This window comes from Hyphococcus sp. (assembly GCF_965228385.1).
Lineage (GTDB): Bacteria > Pseudomonadota > Alphaproteobacteria > Caulobacterales > Parvularculaceae > Hyphococcus.
This window is the reverse complement of record NZ_OZ245810.1, coordinates 995280-1016078: the sequence shown is the minus strand read 5'-3', so window position 1 is coordinate 1016078 and position 20799 is coordinate 995280. Positions and strand designations below refer to the sequence as shown.

Below are 20799 nucleotides of genomic sequence, written 5' to 3'. Positions count from 1 at the left end.
TTCGCTGGTCGAGGAAAGTTTTGAGAATATGGCGGATTGGGTCATTTTCATCACATGCGCTGTTGCGGGATTGGTCATTGGCAGTTTTCTGAATGTCGTGATTTATCGCGGACCCGTTATGTGGAAACTTGTTGAGAGCGAGTCACGCGGCGATCTGATAGCGCCGCGTTCATATTGTCCGCATTGCCGTGAACAGATCAGACCCTTTCATCTTGTTCCGCTTGCTGGGTTTTTCATGCTCGGCGGCAAATGCGCAGCCTGTAAAATGCGAATTCCATTGCGCTATCCTGTGGTTGAACTGCTGGGCGCGCTGGCGGCGGTCTTTGCGCTTGTCCTGTTCGGGCCCGGCGTAACAGCGATTTGCGCGGCTGTGTTTTTCTGGTTTCTCATCGCGCTTGGATTCATCGACACGCAGACAGGATATCTGCCGGATGCGCTGACGCTGCCCTTGATTGCGGCGGGGCTGATCGCCAACGGCTTCGGATTATTCGTCGCCTGGCCCGGCGCGGCGATCGGCGCCGGCGCCGGGTATCTGGTTTTTGTCGCGATCGCGGAATTATTCGTGCGGGCGCGCGGTGTTGAGGGGCTGGGCCGCGGAGACGCAAAACTGCTGGCTGCGCTCGGCGCCTGGCTCGGCTGGCTGGCGCTCGCACCCATTGTTTTCAGCGGCGCGCTTCTCGCGCTCGCGTCTATTGCGATGCTGCGATTCAGCGGTCGCCGGATTGCGAATGACACGCCGGTCCCGTTCGGCCCGGCCCTCGCCGCGGCAGGTGCGCTGGCGATGATCGCCCACGGGCTTGACTGGCCGTCCTATTACTGGCGCTAATTATTTGCCTTTAAAATTCGGCTTTCGTTTTTCAAAAAGCGCCTTAACGCCTTCGGCGCAATCCTCGCTCGCAATTAGCGTTCGCTGGGCCATGGCTTCGAACGCCATGGCGTTCGACAGCCCTGCATCGCAGGCGGCGCGGAATGAACGCTTCGTCATCGCAAGGGCCGCCGGCGCGCGTTCGGTAAGCGTCACCGCCCACGCAATCGCATTTTCCAGCGTTTCACTCGCCGGCGTCACGCGATTGACTAGCCCCCATTCAAGCGCCCGCGCCGCATCAAGTTTTTCCGCCTCAATCGCGAGCTGATAAGCGCGCGCATAGCCAATCTGCTGCGTCAGCAAGTAAGATAATCCGCCGTCAGGCACGAGACCGATATTGGCGAAAGCGCTCATCAGGTAAGCCTCTTCGCTCATCACCCGTAAGTCGCATGTGAGCGCCGTCGTCATGCCGATACCCGCCGCCGGTCCGTTAACGGCTGCAATCACCGGTTTCGGCATGCTTCTGATAGTATGCAGAAACGCCGCATATTCCGTATTCAGAATATCTTCGATACTGTATTCCTCGCTGGAGAAGCTGACATCAGCCCCCGCGCAAAAAGCGCGCCCCTCGCCGGTAATCACAACCGCTCGGATCGCTTCATCACTGCCAGCCTGCTTGACCGCGTGGGCCATATCGGCCCGCATCTGGCGATCATAGGCATTGAGCTTATCTGGCCGGTTCAATGTGATGAGGGCGACCCCGTCATGGGGCGTTTCATATTTTACAGTCATGACCACTTTCTCTCAGGAACAATTCAATGAATACATTTGTTGGCGTAATATCGCTTTTGAACGGTGCAATTGCAAAATATCTTTGCAGTCACTAAGCCGTCCACAGAACCCGAAACAAGGAATCGCGTCATGACCGATAGCCGTTTTTTCCGCGAAAAGTGTTACATCGGCGGCGCGTGGGTCGCCGCTTCCGGCGACGTGATTGAGGTGAACAATCCCGCGACCGGCGCAATTATCGGCTCGGTCCCGAAATTCGGCCGCGAGGAAACCCGAAAAGCGATCAAGGCGGCGGCGGACGCCTTTCCCGCATGGCGCGACGCAAGCGCGGAAGAGCGGGCGAAATATTGTCATGCCATTCATGATGCGCTCATGGATAATCAGGAGACGCTCGGCGAATTGCTGACCAGTGAAATGGGCAAGCCGCTCTCCGAAGCGAAAGGCGAAATCGCCTATGGCGCCGCGTTTTTCAAATGGTTCGCCGAAGAAGCCCGGCGCGTTTACGGCGATGTCATTCCCTCGCCCTGGGCGGACAAACGCATCGTCGTGACGAAACAGCCCGTCGGCGTTGTCGGCTCGATCACGCCCTGGAATTTTCCGAACGCGATGATCGCCCGCAAAGCCGCCGCCGCGCTCGCCGCAGGCTGCACTTTTATCAGCAAGCCCGCGAGCCAGACGCCGTTTTCCGCCCTCGCCTTCGGCGTCATCGCAGAAGATATCGGCCTGCCCGAAGGCGTTCTCAATATCATCACCGGAAAGGCGCAAGACATTGCGGACGAGTTCTGCGAAAACCCGGCCGTCCGCAAAATCACATTTACCGGCTCCACCAAAACAGGCAAATCCCTTTCCTCCAAGGCCATGGAAAATATGAAGCGCGTTTCCATGGAGCTTGGCGGCAATGCGCCGCTGATTATTTTTGACGACGCCGATCTGGATGACGCCGTCGAGGGCGCCATCGCGTGCAAATTCCGCAATACCGGCCAGACCTGCGTATGCGCGAACCGGATACTTGTTCAGTCCGGCATATATGACGACTTCTCCAAGAAACTGTCGGAGAAAGTTCGCGCCCTGAAGGTCGGCGACGGGCTTGAGGACGGCGTGGATCAGGGCCCGCTGATCGACGACAGCGCAGTGCAGAAAGTCGAAGACCATATCGAAGACGCCACAAAAAAAGGCGCCAGCATCGCCGTCGGCGGCAAGCGTCATGAAAAAGGCGGCACATTCTTCGAACCGACGCTGCTCTGCGATGTCACCGATGACATGCTCATCGCCGATGATGAAACATTCGGCCCGGTTGCGCCGCTTTTCCGTTTTGAAACGGAAGAAGATGCGATCAAAATGGCGAACGATACGGAATACGGCCTTGCTTCCTATTTTTACACCAATGATCTCGGCAGGGCGTGGCGCGTCATGGAAGCGCTGGAATACGGCATGGTCGGGATAAATGAGGGCATTTTGTCGACGCCCGTCGCGCCCTTCGGCGGCGTAAAAGATTCCGGCGTTGGCCGCGAGGGATCGAAATACGGCCTCGAAGATTATCTCAACATCAAATACGGGCTCTTCGGCGGCCTTGGAAAATAGCGGCGGCGCAATACCAGCATGTTGCTTTCTGTACAGATATGCAAGCCGGCGCCGCATCGCGCGGCCGTTTTTCTGTCTACGAATGGTTTCTCTTGAAACGGCGCCGGACAATTCCCACTCCTTTTTATGCGTATTCAAATTCGCAATAAAGCGAAACGCACCTGTAAGGAGTATCGAATGCAACTTGTTTCCGCTTATGACGCCCGCCGCCGGTTTTCGGCGCTTTTGATTCGCGCAAGACAAGAACCGGTTGCGATCACGCGCTATAACCGCCCCGCCGCCTATCTGATTTCGCCGCGGGAATTTCGCGATTTCCGGCGTTTTCAGCACCGCACGAAACTTGAGGAAATGACCCGGCTTGTGGCCCGCCTTGAAGCAGCCGGCCACAACGCACCGCCGGGTCTTTACCGGGAGCTTGAACGGCTGACAAAACAGGCGAACGCTACCCTGCCGGCGAATGGCGCGTGACGAAAAGTTGTACAACCCCCTTTTTCGCGCGTTGTGCAATCGGCATTCTGCAAGGCGTTGCGGCGGAAGTTGCACAACTTCGCCGGAAATGTTGTGCAGGATTTTTTTGCGATGCAGGGCCCCTGTCAGCGCGCGGAAGGCGAGATTTTGTTTTCGCTTTTTCCCGCTCGAGGCTATAGCATTGCGCCGGATCGGGCGTGTCATTTCGCGGACATCCTCACCCGAACACAGCAGTGCTGATTTTCCATTCTCCCCGTCGGCGGGAAGTGGAAACGCAACGCCGCTATTTTGATCCGTAGCTGGTTTCAATGTCATCACAGGGCATCATAAGGCCATTACACAGGGGGGTGGATATCTATCCACCAACACTGGGATTCCTTTAGATTTTCATCAGTTATGAGGTATTTTCCGGCGGGCCGTTCGCTTTATGCGTGTGCGGAATGCACGCGCCCGTCCGCCCCGCAAACCGACGTGAAGAGCGTCTTCAGTTTTGCCGCTTCCTTGTCGACATCGTGCCGCGCCTCGACGCGCCGGCGCCCTTCAGCGCCTTGCGCGGCCAGCGAAGCCTGATCCGCCTGAAGCGCTTCAACCATGACGCGCACGAGCGCGTCAACATCGCCCGCCGGAATAATCCAGCCGCAGCCCTCGTCCACCAGTTCGGGAATGCCTGCAATATATGTGGAGATTACGGGTCGCGAGAGCGCCAGCGCTTCCATAATCACGACCGGCAGCCCTTCGGCGAATGTCGGCAGCAGCATGACGCGGCCAGCCGCTACGCGCTCGCGTACTTTTTTGTTTTCCATCCACCCGGCGATGGAAACATTGTCGCTGACGCCGCAGCGGCTTATTTCAGCCTCCACCTCCGCGCGCGATTCGCCGTCGCCAATCAGCATAACTTTCACATCGGGATGGTTTTTTTTCACCGCGGCCACCGCTTCCGGGATCATCGCCTGGCCTTTTTGCGGACACAAACGCCCGACACAGACGAACGTTTTATCGCCGGGCGGCGGCGCCGCTGTGAAATCTTTGAGATCGAGGCCGCAATGAACGATCTTGATTTTTTTCGTCGCCCTGATGGATGAGAAACGCACGATCTGCGATTTGCAGAAATTCGAGATGGCGACGACAAAGGCCGCGTGGTCTATTTTGGCCGGAAAATCCAGCAGCGGCGCATCGGTCAGCTCATCCGGTCCGTGTACGGTGAATGAGTAGGAAGGCCCGCCCATGATCCGCGAGAGCATCGCCACCGCCGCCGCATTAGTGGCGAAATGCACGTGCACATGATCGATCCCGTCGCGCGCCGACCGGCGGCGGAACTCGACCGCTTCCATGTAGTAAGCCGCATGCCGGACAACGCCGCCGCGCGCGCGCTTGATCAAGGACAGCCACGGGCCGAATGCTTTTGCGATTTTGCCGGGATTTGTAACAAGCTCTTTCAGAAATCCGCCGACAAGCGCGCCGGTATTGCCCGATAGAATATAGTCGGTGCGTTCAGCCTCCGCCTTGTCCAGCGGGTCGACAAGTTCGCCGTCCCAGCGCCGCATGGCGTAGCGTTTTATGGGCTGACCCTGACGCTCCAGCGCCTCGATCTCGCGGCGGATGAACGTCGTCGAGATCAACGGATAGGTGTTCATGAGATAGGCGATGTTCACAAAACGACTTCTTGAAATGATAAAGCAAACGAGCTCTTAACTTTTAAGGAATTTAAACTTCGCCTATGACATTGCCGCCCATCCTGGCAAGGCATTCCTTTACAATAGGGATATAGAGTTCTCCATAATCGCCCCAAACATTAAACCGCCCATTGATCTCTACACGATCCATATAAAATTTAGAAATAAACATAGGTGCAAGCTGTTTGAGACGCCACCAATGTTCGATAACATAAGGATCGCCGCCTTTGATTACCGAATAGTATGCGGACTCATGCTTTTCATTGAATATACCGTCCGCGCATGTGGCGAGCTTTAAAGTGTCAACGTTGCTGAATTTAACAACATAACTTGGGGCTTGATCGTAAACACTCTGCGCCGTTGTACAGCTAGGAAGAGATATCGGTCCCAACGCCACTGAAATCAAAAATAAAAACATTTTGCGTTTCAGCATATCTCACGCTCCGGTTTCTCTCGCAGACCTACGCCGCAACCCGAAACGACTTGATTTTCGTGGGGTTGGCCGGGGGCTCGCCTTCATTGACGGCGTCCACATGCTCCATGCCGTCCACAACGCGTCCCCATGCGGTGTACTGGCCGTCGAGAAACGAGGCGTCGTCGAAACAGATGAAAAACTGGCTGTCGGCGCTGTTCGGGTTTTGCGCGCGCGCCATGGAGCACACGCCGCGCTGATGGCTGACATCGTTGAATTCGGCGTCGATATTCTGGCCGGAGCCGCCCGTGCCGTCGCCAGACGGACAACCCATCTGCGCCATGAAGCCGTTGATCACGCGATGCGCCGTCAGCCCGTCGTAAAATCCGTCTTCCGCAAGCTCCTTGATGCGCGCCACATGTTGCGGCGCCTTGTCCGGAAAGGTCTCGATGGTGACATCGCCGGTTTCAAGGCTCAGGATCATTTTATCGCTCATCGTTCAATCACTCCATCGACTTTCACCGGCACACGGATTTCACAGATATCCTTGACATAGTCCGTTTCATCGACGGCCTCCGTCAGGTTGAGATATTCGTTGAAGGTTTCCGTGCCGGTTCTCATGACACGGTAATCGGTGCGCTCCGATTCCGGGATATCCGCGGCGACGCGCATACGGATGATCGGCGTCGGCCGCGTCGGCGGCTCGCCGCGCACGATGCGGCGCGTCGCTTCGAACCCGTCGATGATCCAGCCCCAGGCCGTGTAGCGTTTATCGAGGTTGAGACGCGAATCGCCGATCATCAAGAAGAACTGACTGTTGGCGCTGTTCGGGTCGGTGGCGCGCGCCATGGACATGACGCCCGGGCAATGCAGCGGCCAGAGCTTGGGATCGCCCGCATTGAGAAACGTCCGGAGCGATTCCGGCTGCGCGGCGGCGGGCATGCCGTCCACATAACCGACCCGCGGCGCAATCCGGTCGCGGCCGATCTGCATGAAGTTTTCGACCTTGCCGGCCTCTCGCGTAAATTCGGCTTGCAGATCAGGCTTGTCGGACCCGCCGGTGCCGTCGCCTTCCGGGTCGCCGCCCTGCGCCATGAACCCCTCAATGACGCGGTGAAAATTCAATCCGTCGTAAAATCCCTCGCGCGTGAGTTCCTTGACGCGCTGAACATGATTTGGCGCAAAGTCCGGCCGCAGTTCGATGACCACCAGTCCGGCGGGCAGATCCATGTAGATCGTGTTTTCCGGATCTGTGGCGCGCCAGACATCGTCAGGCGCGTTCAGGAGAAATTCCGCCGGCGTCGGTTTCGCCGGTTCATCGTCATCGTCAGCAAAAGCCGGCGCCAGACCGTATGCGGCGACCATTGCCGCGATAAAGGCCATTTTACGCATATACACTCCTTCAGGGCCGTCCCAGCCAGTGAAAATTCGCCTCCCTATAACGCAGGGCGCGCGAAAAATGAAATCTACTTTCCGGAAAATTTGGCTTTCAGCCGTTTGACCACATGGGCGGGCGCAAAGGCGTCTACATTGCCGTCAAGGCGCGCAATTTCCTTCACGAGCCGCGAGGCGATGGACTGATAGCGCGCATCGGCCATCAAAAAAACCGTTTCGATATCGTCGTTCAGGGCTTGGTTCATGCCCACCATCTGAAACTCATATTCAAAATCCGAAACGGCCCGCAAGCCGCGGATGATGATATTGGCGCCGGAAGCCTCGGCGAAATGCATGAGCAACGACTCAAATGGTTTGACGGAAATCGGCACGCCGCTGGCGCCGGAAATCCGCGCCATCTCTTCCTCGACCATGGCGACGCGCTCTTCGAGGGAAAATAAAGGGCCCTTGTCGCGATTGATGGCGACGCCGATGACCAGTTCGTCCACGAGTTTCACGGCGCGTTCGACAATATCAACATGTCCCATTGTCAGCGGGTCAAAAGTGCCGGGATAAAGTCCAATTCGTTTCTGCGACATAGCTCTACCTTATGAAAATTTTATAGTTAAGTGAGCTAAATACCGCGCCAACGGCGCCGTAGCCAATATACGCTACACCAACTTCTGAGCCTCTCCACATTTCGTCAAAAAAATAAAGATACCCGCCCACAACAGCAAGAATAACTGAAACCACAAGCGGCAGGTAATATGCCAACAATCGCTTTCTCTTCTCAACGGTTAAAACAATGACTTGATATATAAAATAGAAGAAATAAAAAAAAACGACGCTAGTTATCATTGCGCTCGCAACTAAAGCGCTCGCTTGTGCTTCTGTAGAAAAGTCTATCTGCTTAGACATTCCGTAGATCGAGTGAAATACAAACATCAATGAGAAAAATAAGATAGCCGAGCCCGCGGTCCTGAGGACATTCACTCCAATTCGTTTCGCCACGGGCAACGCGCCTTTATTCTGGTTTCGCCCCGACAATAGCCTCAAACGCGCCGCCGCGCCAAACCGGCATGGGCGCGCGGCCCAGCGCAACCTGAAGCGCGGCGCGCGCGAGCAACCGTGTCGAATCAAGCACGGGCAACGGTGACGCATCAGCCGATATCAGGAGCGGGATTTCGGTGCATACCAGCGCAACGCCGTCGCATTCCTGTTTTTTCATCCGCTCGATGATCTCAAGGTAACCGGCTCTGGCGGCGTCGCGAAAATCGCCTTTCACAAGCTCGTCAAAGATGACGCTGTTTATGAAGTTGCGTTCCGGCGCGTCTGGAATCTCCGCTGAAACGCCATGCGCCGAAAGCGCCTGCGGATAAACCGGCCCCTCCATCGTATAGCGCGTCCCCAGAACAGCGACTTTGCGCATGCCGCATCTTGCCGCCTCCGCCGCCACGATTTGCGCAATGTGCAATCCCGGCAGGGCGAAGTCCGGCCCCGGCTGTTCCAGCGCGATGTGGCTGGTGTTATCGGGACAGGCGAAAAATTCGGCGCCCGCTTTCGCCAGCCGCTCCACCGATTGCGCATGGATCGCACGAATCGGCGCGTAGTCGCCCGCATCCCACAGCGGCATGGAATGCCCCATGGCGATGCAGTCGAGCGAAACATCCGGATGCATATGATCGCCAAGGTATTTCTCAGCTTCAAGGCAGAATGTGCGCAGGCACAGCGCCGCGCCTTCCGCACTGTGGGCGAGAATCCCGAAATGGCGGCGCTGCGCCGGCACGCCGCCTATTCGTCCTCTTCTTCGTTCTCGTCCACATCCTCGATGCGGCCAACCGAAACAACATGCTCATCTTCACGTGTACGGAAGATCGTCACCCCTTGCGTGTTGCGTCCGGCGATGCGGATATCGTCAATGGGCGTACGGATGAGCTGTCCGCCGTCTGTCACGAGCATGATCTGGTCGGAATCCTCGATGGGGAATGCGGCGACGACAGGTCCGTTCCGGTCTGTCGTCTGTATCGCGATAATGCCTTTGCCGCCGCGCCCCGAGGTTCTGTATTCATAAGAAGACGTTCGCTTGCCGAAACCGTTTTCGGTGACGGTCAAAATGAATTGTTCCGCTGCGCCGAGTTCCGCGAGACGTTCCGTCGATATGGCGACGTCTGGTGTTTCGGAATCTTCCGGATCTTCCGCGTCATGGTCGCCGGCCGCGCGCCGCATGGCGGCGGCGTGCTTGAGATAAGCCTTGGCTTCATCCGACGTGGTGTCCACATGGCGCAGCACCGCCATGGAGATGACCCTGTTGCCCTTATCGAGCCTGATGCCGCGCACCCCGGTCGAGGTCCGTCCGGCGAAAACGCGCACGGCGTCAACGGGGAAGCGGATGCACATGCCCGCCGCCGTCGTCAGCAGGACATCCTCATCCTCGCGGCAGACCCGCACCCCGATGATGCGGTCGCCCTCATCCAGTTTCATGGCGATTTTGCCGTTGCGGTTCACCCGCTGGAAATCGGACAGCTTGTTGCGCCGGACATTGCCGGATTTCGTCGCAAACATCACATGCAACTGGTCCCAGGCGCTTTCATCTTCAGGCAGCGGCAGAATGTTGGTGACGCGCTCATCCGGCCCGAGCGGCAACAGATTGACAAAAGCCTTGCCGCGCGAGTTCGGCGCGCCTTCCGGCAGCCGCCAGAGTTTCAGCTTGTACGCCATGCCCGTTGACGTGAAGAACAGGAGCGGCGTGTGCGTAACGCCGACGAAAAGCTGGCTGACGAAATCCTCGTCCTTGAATTTCATGCCGGCGCGGCCCTTGCCGCCGCGCTTTTGCGCGCGATAGGTCGATAGCGCCGTGCGTTTGACATAGCCTGCGTGCGTGACGGTCACGACCATATCGTCGCGCGCGATCAGGTCTTCGTCCTCAACCTCGCCTTCCGCATCGACAATCTCTGTACGCCGCGGCGTGGCGAATTCATCGCGCACGGCGGTAAGCTCGTCCTTGATAATCGTCAACACGCGTTCGCGGTTGCGGAGGATGTCGAGATAATCCTCGATTTTTTCCGCAAGGCCTTTCAACTCTTCGCCGATTTCATCGCGGCCAAGCGCCGTCAGCCGCTGCAACCGCAAATCGAGGATCGCGCGCGCCTGTTCCTCGGAGAGCCGCAGCGTATTGCCGTCGCTCATCAAATGGCGCGGGTCGGCGACCAGCAACACCAGCGGCGCGAGGTCTTTGGCCGGCCAGTCCTTGGCCATCAATTGCTCGCGCGCGGTGTTCGGGTCCGGCGCATTGCGGATCAGCGCAACGATTTCATCGATATTGGCGACGGCGATGGCGAGGCCGACCAGAATATGCGCCCGGTCGCGGGCTTTATTAAGGTCGAACTTTGTGCGCCGCGTTATGACTTCCTCTCGGAAATCGATAAACGCCGCCAGCACGTCGCGCAGCGAAAGCTGCTGTGGCTTGCCGCCGTTCAGCGCCAGCATGTTCACGCCGAAACTCGTCTGCAATTGCGAATGACGATAAAGCTGGTTGAGAACAACATCGGGCGCAGCATCGCGCCGCAACTCGACAACAACACGAATGCCTTCGCGGCTGGACTCGTCGCGTATATCGGCGATGCCCTCGATTTTTTTCTCGCGCACCAGATCGGCGATGCGCTGCACCATCATCGATTTGTTCACCTGAAACGGTATTTCCGTCACGATAATGCCGTAACGGTCCTTGCGGATCTCCTCGATGGTCGCGCGCCCGCGCATGACAACCGATCCGCGTCCGAGCAAAAGCCCGGCTTTCGAACCCGCGCGGCCCAGAATCGTGCCGCCGGTCGGAAAATCCGGTCCCGGCACAATCTCGATCAGTTCCTCATCGGAAATGTCCGCATTGTCGATCATGGCAAGCGTGGCGCTGACAACCTCCCCGAGATTATGCGGCGGAATATTCGTCGCCATGCCGACAGCGATGCCGCCAGCGCCGTTGACGAGCAGGTTTGGATATCGCGCCGGCAACACCATCGGTTCTTTTTCAGAACCGTCATAGTTTACCTGATAGGCGACGGTGTCTTTTTCGATGTCTTCAAGTAATGCATGCGCCGTCTTGTCCATGCGTACTTCGGTGTAACGCATGGCGGCGGGCGGATCGCCGTCGATAGACCCGAAATTGCCCTGCCCGTCGAGCAGCGGCAAGCGCATGGAAAATTCCTGCGCCATGCGCACCAGCGCGTCATAAACCGCCTGGTCGCCATGCGGGTGATATTTACCGATAACGTCGCCGACGACGCGCGCCGACTTTTTATACGGCTTGTTCCAGACATAGCCATTTTCGTGCATCGCCCAGAGAATGCGCCTGTGCACAGGTTTCAACCCGTCGCGCGCGTCAGGAATCGCGCGGCTGACGATCACGCTCATGGCATAATCCAGATAGGATTTACGCATTTCGTCTTCTATGGAGACGGATGAGACGCCGTCGCTGGGCATGATGGGGGGCGTTTCGCCGGAATTTTCAGCGGAATTGCCGTCGTCTTCGGCCACGGGATAAAACCTTTGGAATCAGTTGGAAAATAGCGTTTTTGCTTAGCATCCGCCCTCCGGAAAGCCAAGCATCGGCGCTCATTTCACGCGAGTTTATTCGGCGCGGCGGATAGGCTACACTCATGTCTGACGCATTGTTGAGGAATCCGGTGATCTTGACCGCAAAAAATACAGGCTTTTCCATAGTTTCGCTTTTATTGCTGATGGCCTGTGGAAATTCCGGCGGTTCAACCGAGGCTGAAAACGCTCGAGCGACTTCGGCCGGCGCCCTCGCGCCATCTGCTGACTGGGCGGACGCAGGCGCGGATTTTGTCGGCGCCGACGGCGCCGTCAGGGGCGAAGTTGTCTTCAAGGAAGCGTCGAAAGGCGGCGTTATGTTGCGCGTTGAGGTCAACGGACTGGCGCAAGGCTGGCACGGTATTCATCTGCATCAGGTTGGCGACTGCTCAGACGGCGCGGAAGGCTTCAAGGCGTCAGGCGGGCATGTCAATCCGGACGGTTTTCAGCACGGTCTGTTAAACCCGCAAGGCCATGAGCGCGCGGACCTGCCAAACCTTTACGCCGGCGCAGGCGGCCATGCGCGTGCAGAAATATTTGCGCCGGGCCTGTCTCTCAGCGTCGGCGCCGAAGGTCCGGTGGAAAACGGTCTTTACAATCTTCTGGATAATGACGGTTTTGCAGTTGTCGTGCATGAAAACGCCGACGATCATATGACGCAGCCGATCGGGGGCGCGGGCGCGCGCGTCGCCTGCGCCGCAGTAAAACAAGAATGATGTAGCAAGCGCTGGAAGCGCGTTTTGGGGTGTTGCGTAGGGGAGCTTTTATGGAAAAAATCAACAGACGATCCGCGCTGTTAGGCGGGGCCGGATTTGCCGCGGGGCTGGCGGGCGCCCCATTGCGGGCGCACGCCAATGAACCCGCCGGAGCTTGGACGCCGCTTTCTGATATGCCGTTTCCGGTGCAGGAGATTTATCCGGCGCCGTTTCGCAAGGCGGGCAATCCGGGACCGCAATTGCGTCCCAATCCTTTCAACCTTCTCGTCAACGCCGGCGGCCTCACGCCCGGCGGCGAATTCAACGTCACCGATGCGGTTACGTTTTACGATCCGGCTTATGATGCATGGGGATATGGAACGCCCCTTCCCCGGCCGCGCCATCATCTGGCGCTTGTCAACAACAACGGTTTTCTGTTCGGCGTCGGCGGTTTCGCGCGCGATGCGCGCGGCGGCTGGCAAATGCGCGCCGACTGCTGGCGGCTGCGCGATATTGACGGCATCTGGGAAACCATGCAGCCGCTTCCGCATCCGCAGGCGGAACTCGTATGCGCTTCGCTGGGCGGGTACATCCATGCCGTGGGCGGGCGCGCGCCGTCGGGCAGCCGCAATGCGCAATGGGCGGACCATATCGATACGGACGAACACTGGTATTACGATCCGGCGGCCAACGCCTGGTCTCAACTGGCGCCGTTGCCAACGCCGCGCAATTCCGCCGCGGGCGCTGTCGTCAACGGCGTGCTGTACGTCATCGGCGGGCGCACCGTGAGCGAAGGCAATACGGGCGCCGTTGAAGTTTACGACGCGCAGTCCGATCGCTGGGCGAGCGCAAGCCCGATGCCGAAAGCGCAGGGCGGTCTCGCCGCCGCCGTGCTGAACGGGAAAATCTACGCCTTTGGCGGCGAGTATTTTACGCCCCGGCCGGGCGGCGTCTTCGCCGAAGCGTGGGAGTATAATCCGGACACCGATAAATGGCGCGCGGTCGCCGCCATGCCGCGCCGCCGCCACGGGCTCGGCGCTGTTGCGCTTGGCGACGCGATTTACGTCATGGGCGGCGCAGGACAAGTCGGCGGCGAAGGCACAAGCGCGGCGCTGGACAGTTTCGAGATCTAGGCGCGGGTGAAAAGTTTTGCGAATGGTTTTGTGAGATTCGCAATTTGCGCCGGCGATTTATCAGGGCATGAACCCTAGCCGTTTCCTATTGATTCAGTCCGATGATCACGCCCATGCCGGTCACGGCGATAAGGATCGCGGCGGGCACCAGCATGATTTGCAACAGCGCTTCACGGCCGCTGATAACGCCTGTCCACGTTTCGAACGGCTCTCCCAGAAACTGTTCAAACGGTTTTTCCTGCGCCGAATCGATACGGCCGCCGACTTTGCTCAGAACATAGGGCGTTCCCAGATAGGCTGCGAGATAAACCGCGCTGATCGCCACCATGAACAGCGCCTCGCCGTCATGCAAAAACGTCAACCCGAATACTCCCAATATGGCGGCGTTGATCAAGGCAAGCGCCTTGAATGCGCCGCCATGAAGGCTTGTGTTTGTTCTTGGCTCTGTCTTCGCTGCTTCAACTAGCGTCAGATCGGGCGTTTCGCGCTCCACAAGAGCGGAAATGATTTCGGCTTCAAAAACAGCGGTTTCTATTGCTCCGGCCAGCTGCGCCATGGCGATTGCTCCATTAACATGCAGTAAAGATACATCTTTTATATTGTCTCCCGAATTGATATGCAATATATGATATGCATCTTTTTAGGAGCCTGCGATGCGCCTCAACCTTCAGACCGATTATGCGCTGAGAATGCTGATGCATCTCGCCGTCAACACCGATCGCTTGTGTACGATTGCAGACATCGCGGCGCGCTACGCCATCTCAAAAAATCATTTGATGAAAGTCGCGCATGCGCTGGGCAAGGAGGGTTATATTGAGACAATCCGCGGCCGCACCGGCGGGCTGTCGCTCGCGCTTCCCGCTGACGAAATCAATATCGGCGAAGTTGTTCGAAAGATGGAGGCGGATTTCGCGCTTGTAGAATGTTTTCAAGGCGGCGCGGGCGAATGCGTCATTACGCCGGCCTGCCGGTTAAAAAACGTGCTGAGCGAAGCCGTCTGCGCATTTTTCAGCGTGCTCGACAATTATACGCTTGATGACCTCGTCAGACGCAACGCCAAACTGCGTCTGTTGCTGACGGAAGACGCCGCGTAATGAGTAATGAGGTTCAAACGGCTGACGAGCGCAGGAAAGCGATACAGGTTGGCGCGGACGAACTCGGCATTGACGACGCCTATATCTCAACGCTTGTCGATACGTTTTACGGAAAAGTGCGCGCGCATCCTCTGCTCGGCCCGGTCTTTGACGAAAAGATCGGCGATAACTGGGACGTTCATCTTACACGCATGAAAGATTTCTGGGCGTCCGTCGCCATGAACGCTGGACGCTATTCCGGGAAACCCGTACCGAAACACAAGGCGCTGTCGCGCGCGCAGCCCTGGCATTTCAATATCTGGCTCGCCCTGTTTCATGAGACGCTGGAGGAAACCGCACCGGCGCCCGGCGCTGTTCCTTACTTTATGGAACGGGCGGAGCGCATTGCGGAAAGCCTGCAACTGGCGATGTTTGGCGTCGCTGGCCTTGGCGCGCCCAAGCCGCAAACAGAAAAGAGCCCCTGATCCCATGCGCGATGCGATGCCAGACGGTCTCATTAAATATGGGGGGACACCCGAATTCAACGAAAAAACCGTTCCGGCGAAATTGACGTTAGCACATGACACCAAACCAGGCGTATGGGGCAAACTCATCGTGAAGGACGGCGCTCTGGACTATGTCGTTCCCGGCCCGCCGAAAGAAACGCGAAGACTGGCCTCCGGCGCGTTCGGCGTGATCGAACCGGCGGTGAAACATTACGTGTCCCTCAACGGCGCAGTCACATTTCGTGTCGATTTCTACCGCGCCGCACGATCAGAATAAAATTTACAATCTTAAAATGCATCGCGTAACGGCTGATACGCTGAAGCGTTGACGCCAATGGGCATGATGATGCGAATGGTCTCCATTGCGCCGTCAACGCCGTATTCTTCAATGGCGAGCGCGCCGTGAAGGTTGTCGCGCTCCATGCGCTCCGCCATATGCGGATAGACCTTCATCGGCGCCAGTATGAATGACGCATAATTCTTGAACGGAAATTCGCTGATCAGCGCGTCTGATTGCGGCAACATCACGCCCGGGAAAGACGCTCTCCATTTCGCCTGCTCATCTTCCGGCAGACCGTCAATACGGCAGGCGATGATGGACCGCAGGCTTTCTTTCGGCGCGTCTGGCGGGTCGAGATAAACGGCGAGACTGTCGCAAGCGTCAAGACCGGCCGCCTGCCAAGCTGTACTGAATTCTTCCCAACTCTTGCCGATCTTTTCGTAAGGTCCGCGATGGGTTGAATAGACAATTTCCGCCGGGCCAAACACGCCGCGTTCAATTTGCACGGAACGAAACCCGCCAAGCCAGGCGTAAAACCCAAGCGCGCCGACAAGGATCAACGCCAACAAGCCGCCGAGAATTTTCAATAGTCGCATATTATCCCCCACGAATTGAATGAAGCCAGGCGAAACCGGAAGCGGCGAAAACAGCGCCGTTCAATTCCGGTCCGTCGGCAAGCAGTCAGCGGAAACCGGGTTTCCAACAACCTGACGGCTCATCCACGCCTCGCCTGCGTCTTCGCATTCGCGCTTCGATTCATAAACGCCGATGATCTCCGGCTCGCCCGTCGCCGCCGGCGAAAGATAGCCCAGCGCCGTCCACTCTTCATACGCGTAAGGCTGAGTTGCGCATGCGGATGCAGCGAGCGCTGCAAAAATTATTGCACTGCGAAAAAACAAGCCATGCTGCGCGCTGTTCGCTGCTCCGCTCTTCACTGTGCCAATGCCTGTCATGATCGCCTCTCCCTATTCAGTTCCATTCGACATCGCGAAAGAGTCAAAAGCGGGGCGCACTTTATGAATTTTGCATCAAAACAATTCGGTTCCAAAATAAAATTGTGGAAAAAATAAAGCCCCGGCGGTGTGCGCCGGGGCTTTTAGCGAATTCAAATTGAATTCTGACAGAGTACGAATGCAATTTGCATCCGGAAATTCTTGCTGCGGAGCGCCCCCGCCAGTCATCGGCCCTTGTAACGCCGGCCCGATGAAGTGCTGTTCTTTTTTTGCATTAGTGATGCTTCAAAACATCACTTTTTGCGAACAGCGAACAGATAAAACGAAGTTTTTACGCCGCTAAACGACGAAAAACGCGCTGATTAGCGACGTTTCGTTTTCCGTTTCGTTGCTTTGCGCTTGGTCGTCTTACGCTTTGCGGTTTTACGCTTTGCAGTCTTGCGCTTGGTCGCCTTCTTGGCGGTTTTACGCTTGGCCGTCTTGCGTTTAGCCGTCTTGCGTTTGGCTGTTTTACGCTTTGCCGTCTTGCGCTTGGCTGTCTTGCGTTTTGTCGTTTTACGCTTCGTAGCCTTGCGTTTCGTGGCTTTTTTCGCGGTTTTCCGCTTCGCGGTCTTACGCTTTGCAGTTTTCCGCTTGGCTGTTTTACGCTTCGTTGTCTTGCGCTTTGCAGCCTTCTTCGCTGTCGTCTTACGCTTAGCAGTTTTACGTTTTGCGGTTTTTCGTTTCACCGCTTTTCTTTTGGTCGTTTTTCTTTTGACCGCCATGGTTCACCTCCGAATCATGATTCGAAAGTAGAACAATAACCGAATTTCCTAAAAAAGTATTGTCCTTGCGCAAAGTGATGCATGCGCAAGTTATTTTTTTTGCATTTTTTGATTCGTTTCAGCGATTAAAACGGAATGTCGTCGTCCAATTCATAACTTGATCCGCCTGAAGAACGGCTTTGGTCTGACATTGCGTTGTCGTTGCGATCGTAATTGCCGCCGCCGCCGCTTCGACCGTCGAGCATTGTTAGAGTCGAATTGAATCCCTGCAGCACAATTTCAGTGGTATACTTGTCGTTACCGTTTTGATCCTGCCATTTGCGCGTTTGCAGCTGGCCTTCGATATAAACCTTCGAACCCTTCTTCAAATATTGCTCAACAACGCGGCAAAGGCCTTCATTGAAGATGACAACGCGATGCCATTCGGTTTTTTCGCGCCGCTCGCCGGTATTTCTGTCTTTCCAGTTTTCAGACGTCGCTACAGACAGGTTTGCAATCGGTCTGCCGTCTTTTGTCTGCCGAATTTCGGGATCTGCGCCCAGATTGCCCACGATAATTACCTTGTTGACGCTGCCAGCCATAAAAATTCTCCTGAAATCCCGGTTCTTGAAGCTCATCGCGCGGATTCGGATCGCGCTCAATGATTGGTATTCCACAACGTAGATACTTGATATTCGGGCAAATGTTCACACCTTGTTCTTGCTGTCAACGCCGATATAAAGACTGACACGCACAACCCAACGCATTCGCACTATATAAAGAGACTGAAGCCCGCATGAGTTTGAAATCGATCCGCGTCGCCGGCGCGCGCGAACACAATCTGAAAAACGTGACGGTTGAACTGCCGCGCGACAAGCTGATCGTGATGACGGGCCTTTCCGGTTCCGGAAAATCATCGCTGGCGTTCGATACGATCTACGCCGAAGGACAACGCCGATACGTGGAAAGTTTGTCCGCATATGCGCGCCAGTTCCTGGAATTGATGCAAAAGCCGGATGTGGACCAGATTGACGGGCTGAGCCCCGCGATTTCCATCGAACAGAAGACGACGTCGCGCAATCCGCGCTCAACCGTCGGCACGGTCACCGAAATCTACGACTATATGCGGCTCTTGTGGGCGCGCGTCGGCGTTCCCTATTCGCCGGCGACGGGCGAGCCGATTACATCGCAGACCGTGACGGAAATGGTCGACCGCCTCATGAAAGAAGGCGAGCGCGCGCGTTTTTATCTGCTGGCGCCGATCATTCGCGGGCGCAAAGGCGAATACCGGAAGGAATTCGCCGAATTGCAGAAAAAAGGCTTTCAACGCGTGAAAGTCGATGGCGAATATTACGAAATCGCGGACGTTCCGAAGCTGAACAAGAAACTGAAACACGATATCGAAGTCGTCGTCGACCGCATCGTTATTAAAGACGGTATTGAATCGCGTCTCGCGGAGTCGTTCGAAACGGCGCTTGAACTCGCCGACGGCATCGCGATTGCGGAAAGCGCAGACAAGACTGACGAGAAAGGCGTTGCGCAACGCACAATTTTCTCCGCGAAATTCGCGTGCCCGGTTTCCGGTTTCACCATCGACGAAATCGAGCCGCGCCTGTTTTCGTTCAACGCGCCGGCGGGCGCGTGCCCATCCTGCGACGGGCTGGGTACGGAAATGATATTCGACGAGGACCTCGTCACGCCGGACGGATCGCTCGCCCTTAACAACGGCGCCATCGCGCCCTGGTCGAAAGGCACCTCCCCCTATTACGCACAGACGCTGCAGGCGCTGGCGCGGCATTACAAATTCAAGGTGACGGTCCCTTGGGACGAACTCGACGACCAGGACAAGGATGTCGTCCTTTACGGCACCGGCGATGAAGAGATGAAATTCATCTACGCCGACGGCGCGCGCAAGTTTGAAACCGTGAAACCGTTCGAAGGCGTCATCCCGAACCTTGAGCGGCGCTGGCGCGAAACGGATTCGGCATGGGTGCGCGAGGAGCTTTCGCGTTTTCAGTCCATCACCAATTGCGAAGCTTGCAATGGATTGCGCCTGAAACCCGAAGCGCTGGCCGTAAAGGTCGGCGGGCTGTCGATTTCAGAGGCGACGAATTTCTCAATTCTCGCGGCGGGCGGCTGGTTCGACGCGCTGGAAAGCAAGCTCAGCAAAAAAGAAATGGAAATCGCAGCGCGCATCCTGAAGGAGATCCGCGATCGCCTGCTGTTCCTGAACAATGTCGGTCTCGATTATCTGACGCTGTCGCGCGCATCGGGCACGCTGTCCGGCGGCGAGTCGCAGCGCATCCGCCTCGCCTCGCAAATCGGATCGGGCCTGACGGGCGTATTATATGTGCTCGACGAGCCGTCCATCGGCCTGCATCAGCGCGACAATGCGCGCCTGCTCGAAACGCTGACGCGCCTGCGCGATCTCGGCAACTCCGTCATTGTGGTTGAACATGACGAGGAGGCGATCCGCACCGCCGATCATGTGGTCGATATCGGCCCCGGCGCGGGCGTGCATGGCGGCGAAATCGTTGCGAGCGGCGCGGTGAAAGACATCATGAACGCGAAAGGCTCGCTCACCGGCGATTATCTCGCCGGGCGGCGCGAGGTGCCAGTGCCCGCCGAGCGGCGTGCGTTCAACAAGCGCAAAGTCATCAAGGTGACCGGCGCGCGCGCGAACAATCTGAAAAACGTGACGGCGGAAGTGCCCATCGGCCTTCTCACCTGCGTCACCGGCGTATCCGGCGGGGGCAAATCCACCCTGATTATCGAAACGCTCTACAAGGCCGCCTCGCGCCGGCTCTACAATTCAAAAGACGCGCCGGCGGAACACAAAAACATTTCGGGGCTCGAAAACTTCGACAAGGTGATCGACATCGACCAGTCGCCCATCGGCCGCACGCCGCGTTCCAACCCCGCGACCTATACCGGCGCCTTCACCCCCATCCGCGACTGGTTCGCGGGCCTGCCGGAAGCCAAAGCGCGCGGCTACAAGCCGGGGCGGTTTTCCTTCAACGTGAAAGGCGGGCGCTGCGAGGCGTGCCAGGGCGACGGCGTCATCAAGATCGAGATGCACTTTTTGCCCGATGTTTACGTCACCTGCGACGTCTGCAAGGGCGCGCGGTACAACCGCGAAACGCTGGAGGTGAAATTCAAGGGCAAGTCCATCGCCGACGTCCTCGACATGACGGTGGAGGAAGGCGCGCAATTTTTCAAAGCTGTGCCGTCGATCCGCGACAAGCTGGAGACGCTGAACCGCGTCGGCCTTTCCTATATCAAGATCGGGCAGCAGGCGACGACGCTCTCCGGCGGCGAGGCGCAGCGCGTGAAACTCTCGAAGGAACTCTCAAAACGCGCCACGGGCCGCACGCTTTACATCCTCGATGAGCCGACCACCGGCCTCCACTTCGAGGATGTGCGAAAGCTCATGGAAGTCATTCAGGAACTGACCGACGGCGGCAACACCGTCATCGTCATCGAACACAATTTAGACGTGATCAAACAGGCCGACTGGATATTGGACTTAGGCCCCGAAGGCGGCGACGGCGGCGGCGAGATCGTCGCGGCGGGCACGCCGGAGGACGTGGCGAAAGTCGCCAAGAGTTACACGGGCAAGTTTTTAAAACCGATGCTGGGGGCCGCGTCGAAGAAAACGGGCGCCAAAGCGGCGGGCAAAGCGACAGCGAAAAAGAAGACGGTGAAGCGGAAGCGACGGGCGGCTTAA

At 57.2% G+C, this 20799-nt stretch carries 23 protein-coding genes; 9 read left to right on the top strand and 14 right to left on the bottom strand.

Annotated features, from left to right (window positions below):
• Nucleotides 1–28 precede the first annotated feature (28 nt).
• Nucleotides 29–826 carry a prepilin peptidase gene (locus ACQK2Q_RS04730; RefSeq protein ID WP_425408595.1) on the top strand — a complete coding sequence of 266 codons (798 nt, stop codon included), beginning with the start codon at nt 29–31 and terminating at the stop codon, nt 824–826.
• On the opposite strand, the gene ACQK2Q_RS04725 is transcribed toward ACQK2Q_RS04730, so the two are convergent.
• Complete coding sequence (locus ACQK2Q_RS04725; protein WP_425408594.1) at nt 827–1597, bottom strand: enoyl-CoA hydratase/isomerase family protein; 771 nt, start codon at nt 1595–1597, stop codon at nt 827–829.
• 129 nt (nt 1598–1726) lie between these two features.
• Here ACQK2Q_RS04725 and ACQK2Q_RS04720 point away from each other — a divergent pair, with 129 nt between their 5' ends.
• Both ACQK2Q_RS04720 and ACQK2Q_RS04715 read left to right on the top strand, forming a co-directional pair.
• Complete coding sequence (locus tag ACQK2Q_RS04720; protein ID WP_425408593.1) at nt 1727–3175, top strand: NAD-dependent succinate-semialdehyde dehydrogenase; 1449 nt, start codon at nt 1727–1729, stop codon at nt 3173–3175.
• A gap of 177 nt (nt 3176–3352) precedes the next feature.
• The gene (locus tag ACQK2Q_RS04715) at nt 3353–3643 is read left to right on the top strand and encodes a type II toxin-antitoxin system Phd/YefM family antitoxin (protein WP_425408592.1); all 291 of its coding nucleotides are present in this window, start codon (nt 3353–3355) and stop codon (nt 3641–3643) included.
• Nucleotides 3644–4068: 425 nt separating this feature from the next.
• Here ACQK2Q_RS04715 and ACQK2Q_RS04710 read toward each other — a convergent pair whose 3' ends face one another.
• From ACQK2Q_RS04710 to gyrA, 8 genes are all read right to left on the bottom strand, one after another.
• On the bottom strand, nt 4069–5295 hold the full coding sequence (locus tag ACQK2Q_RS04710) for a glycosyltransferase family 4 protein (RefSeq protein ID WP_425408591.1): 1227 nt from the start codon (nt 5293–5295) through the stop codon (nt 4069–4071).
• 52 nt (nt 5296–5347) lie between these two features.
• Nucleotides 5348–5749, bottom strand: a complete 402-nt coding sequence (locus ACQK2Q_RS04705) for a hypothetical protein (protein ID WP_425408590.1) — start codon at nt 5747–5749, stop codon at nt 5348–5350.
• A 28-nt stretch (nt 5750–5777) separates the two neighbouring features.
• Nucleotides 5778–6224 (bottom strand): peptidylprolyl isomerase, encoded by a 447-nt coding sequence (locus ACQK2Q_RS04700; RefSeq protein ID WP_425408589.1) that lies wholly within the window; start codon nt 6222–6224, stop codon nt 5778–5780.
• The gene (locus ACQK2Q_RS04695) at nt 6221–7120 is read right to left on the bottom strand and encodes a peptidylprolyl isomerase (RefSeq protein ID WP_425408588.1); all 900 of its coding nucleotides are present in this window, start codon (nt 7118–7120) and stop codon (nt 6221–6223) included. The genes ACQK2Q_RS04700 and ACQK2Q_RS04695 overlap by 4 nt, the downstream gene beginning before the upstream one ends.
• 74 nt (nt 7121–7194) lie before the next feature.
• The gene (gene coaD, locus ACQK2Q_RS04690; protein WP_425408587.1) at nt 7195–7701 is read right to left on the bottom strand and encodes a pantetheine-phosphate adenylyltransferase; all 507 of its coding nucleotides are present in this window, start codon (nt 7699–7701) and stop codon (nt 7195–7197) included.
• A gap of 4 nt (nt 7702–7705) precedes the next feature.
• Nucleotides 7706–8113 carry a hypothetical protein gene (locus tag ACQK2Q_RS04685; RefSeq protein WP_425408586.1) on the bottom strand — a complete coding sequence of 136 codons (408 nt, stop codon included), beginning with the start codon at nt 8111–8113 and terminating at the stop codon, nt 7706–7708.
• Nucleotides 8114–8126: 13 nt separating this feature from the next.
• Nucleotides 8127–8888, bottom strand: a complete 762-nt coding sequence (locus tag ACQK2Q_RS04680) for an aspartate/glutamate racemase family protein (protein WP_425408585.1) — start codon at nt 8886–8888, stop codon at nt 8127–8129.
• Between the two features lie 5 nt (nt 8889–8893).
• The gene (gyrA, locus tag ACQK2Q_RS04675) at nt 8894–11578 is read right to left on the bottom strand and encodes a DNA gyrase subunit A (protein ID WP_425411122.1); all 2685 of its coding nucleotides are present in this window, start codon (nt 11576–11578) and stop codon (nt 8894–8896) included.
• Between the two features lie 176 nt (nt 11579–11754).
• On the opposite strand from gyrA, the gene ACQK2Q_RS04670 reads away from it, so the two are divergent.
• Nucleotides 11755–12405: a superoxide dismutase family protein gene (locus tag ACQK2Q_RS04670; protein ID WP_425408584.1), complete on the top strand. Its 651-nt coding sequence runs from the start codon at nt 11755–11757 to the stop codon at nt 12403–12405.
• A 50-nt stretch (nt 12406–12455) separates the two neighbouring features.
• On the top strand, nt 12456–13517 hold the full coding sequence (locus tag ACQK2Q_RS04665) for a Kelch repeat-containing protein (protein ID WP_425408583.1): 1062 nt from the start codon (nt 12456–12458) through the stop codon (nt 13515–13517).
• Between the two features lie 85 nt (nt 13518–13602).
• Here ACQK2Q_RS04665 and ACQK2Q_RS04660 read toward each other — a convergent pair whose 3' ends face one another.
• The gene (locus tag ACQK2Q_RS04660) at nt 13603–14073 is read right to left on the bottom strand and encodes a hypothetical protein (protein WP_425408582.1); all 471 of its coding nucleotides are present in this window, start codon (nt 14071–14073) and stop codon (nt 13603–13605) included.
• 97 nt (nt 14074–14170) lie between these two features.
• Here ACQK2Q_RS04660 and ACQK2Q_RS04655 point away from each other — a divergent pair, with 97 nt between their 5' ends.
• The 3 genes from ACQK2Q_RS04655 to ACQK2Q_RS04645 are packed head-to-tail and all read left to right on the top strand — an operon-like array spanning nt 14171 to nt 15373.
• Complete coding sequence (locus ACQK2Q_RS04655) at nt 14171–14611, top strand: RrF2 family transcriptional regulator (RefSeq protein WP_425408581.1); 441 nt, start codon at nt 14171–14173, stop codon at nt 14609–14611.
• Nucleotides 14611–15075, top strand: a complete 465-nt coding sequence (locus ACQK2Q_RS04650; protein ID WP_425408580.1) for a group III truncated hemoglobin — start codon at nt 14611–14613, stop codon at nt 15073–15075. The genes ACQK2Q_RS04655 and ACQK2Q_RS04650 overlap by 1 nt, the downstream gene beginning before the upstream one ends.
• Nucleotides 15076–15079: 4 nt before the next feature.
• Entirely contained in the window at nt 15080–15373 is a 294-nt protein-coding gene (locus ACQK2Q_RS04645; RefSeq protein WP_425408579.1) for a DUF1971 domain-containing protein, read from the top strand.
• 11 nt (nt 15374–15384) lie between these two features.
• Here the strand turns inward: ACQK2Q_RS04645 and ACQK2Q_RS04640 are convergent, their stop codons facing one another.
• From ACQK2Q_RS04640 to ACQK2Q_RS04625, 4 genes are all read right to left on the bottom strand, one after another.
• Nucleotides 15385–15972, bottom strand: coding sequence for a hypothetical protein (locus ACQK2Q_RS04640; protein WP_425408578.1), 588 nt, complete (start codon nt 15970–15972; stop codon nt 15385–15387).
• Between the two features lie 60 nt (nt 15973–16032).
• The gene (locus ACQK2Q_RS04635) at nt 16033–16329 is read right to left on the bottom strand and encodes a hypothetical protein (protein WP_425408577.1); all 297 of its coding nucleotides are present in this window, start codon (nt 16327–16329) and stop codon (nt 16033–16035) included.
• Nucleotides 16330–16691: 362 nt separating this feature from the next.
• The gene (locus ACQK2Q_RS04630; protein ID WP_425408576.1) at nt 16692–17093 is read right to left on the bottom strand and encodes a hypothetical protein; all 402 of its coding nucleotides are present in this window, start codon (nt 17091–17093) and stop codon (nt 16692–16694) included.
• Nucleotides 17094–17218: 125 nt separating this feature from the next.
• A complete protein-coding gene (locus tag ACQK2Q_RS04625) occupies nt 17219–17674 on the bottom strand; it encodes a single-stranded DNA-binding protein (protein ID WP_425408575.1) in 456 nt (151 codons plus the stop codon).
• Nucleotides 17675–17868: 194 nt separating this feature from the next.
• On the opposite strand from ACQK2Q_RS04625, the gene uvrA reads away from it, so the two are divergent.
• Nucleotides 17869–20799: an excinuclease ABC subunit UvrA gene (uvrA, locus tag ACQK2Q_RS04620; RefSeq protein WP_425408574.1), complete on the top strand. Its 2931-nt coding sequence runs from the start codon at nt 17869–17871 to the stop codon at nt 20797–20799.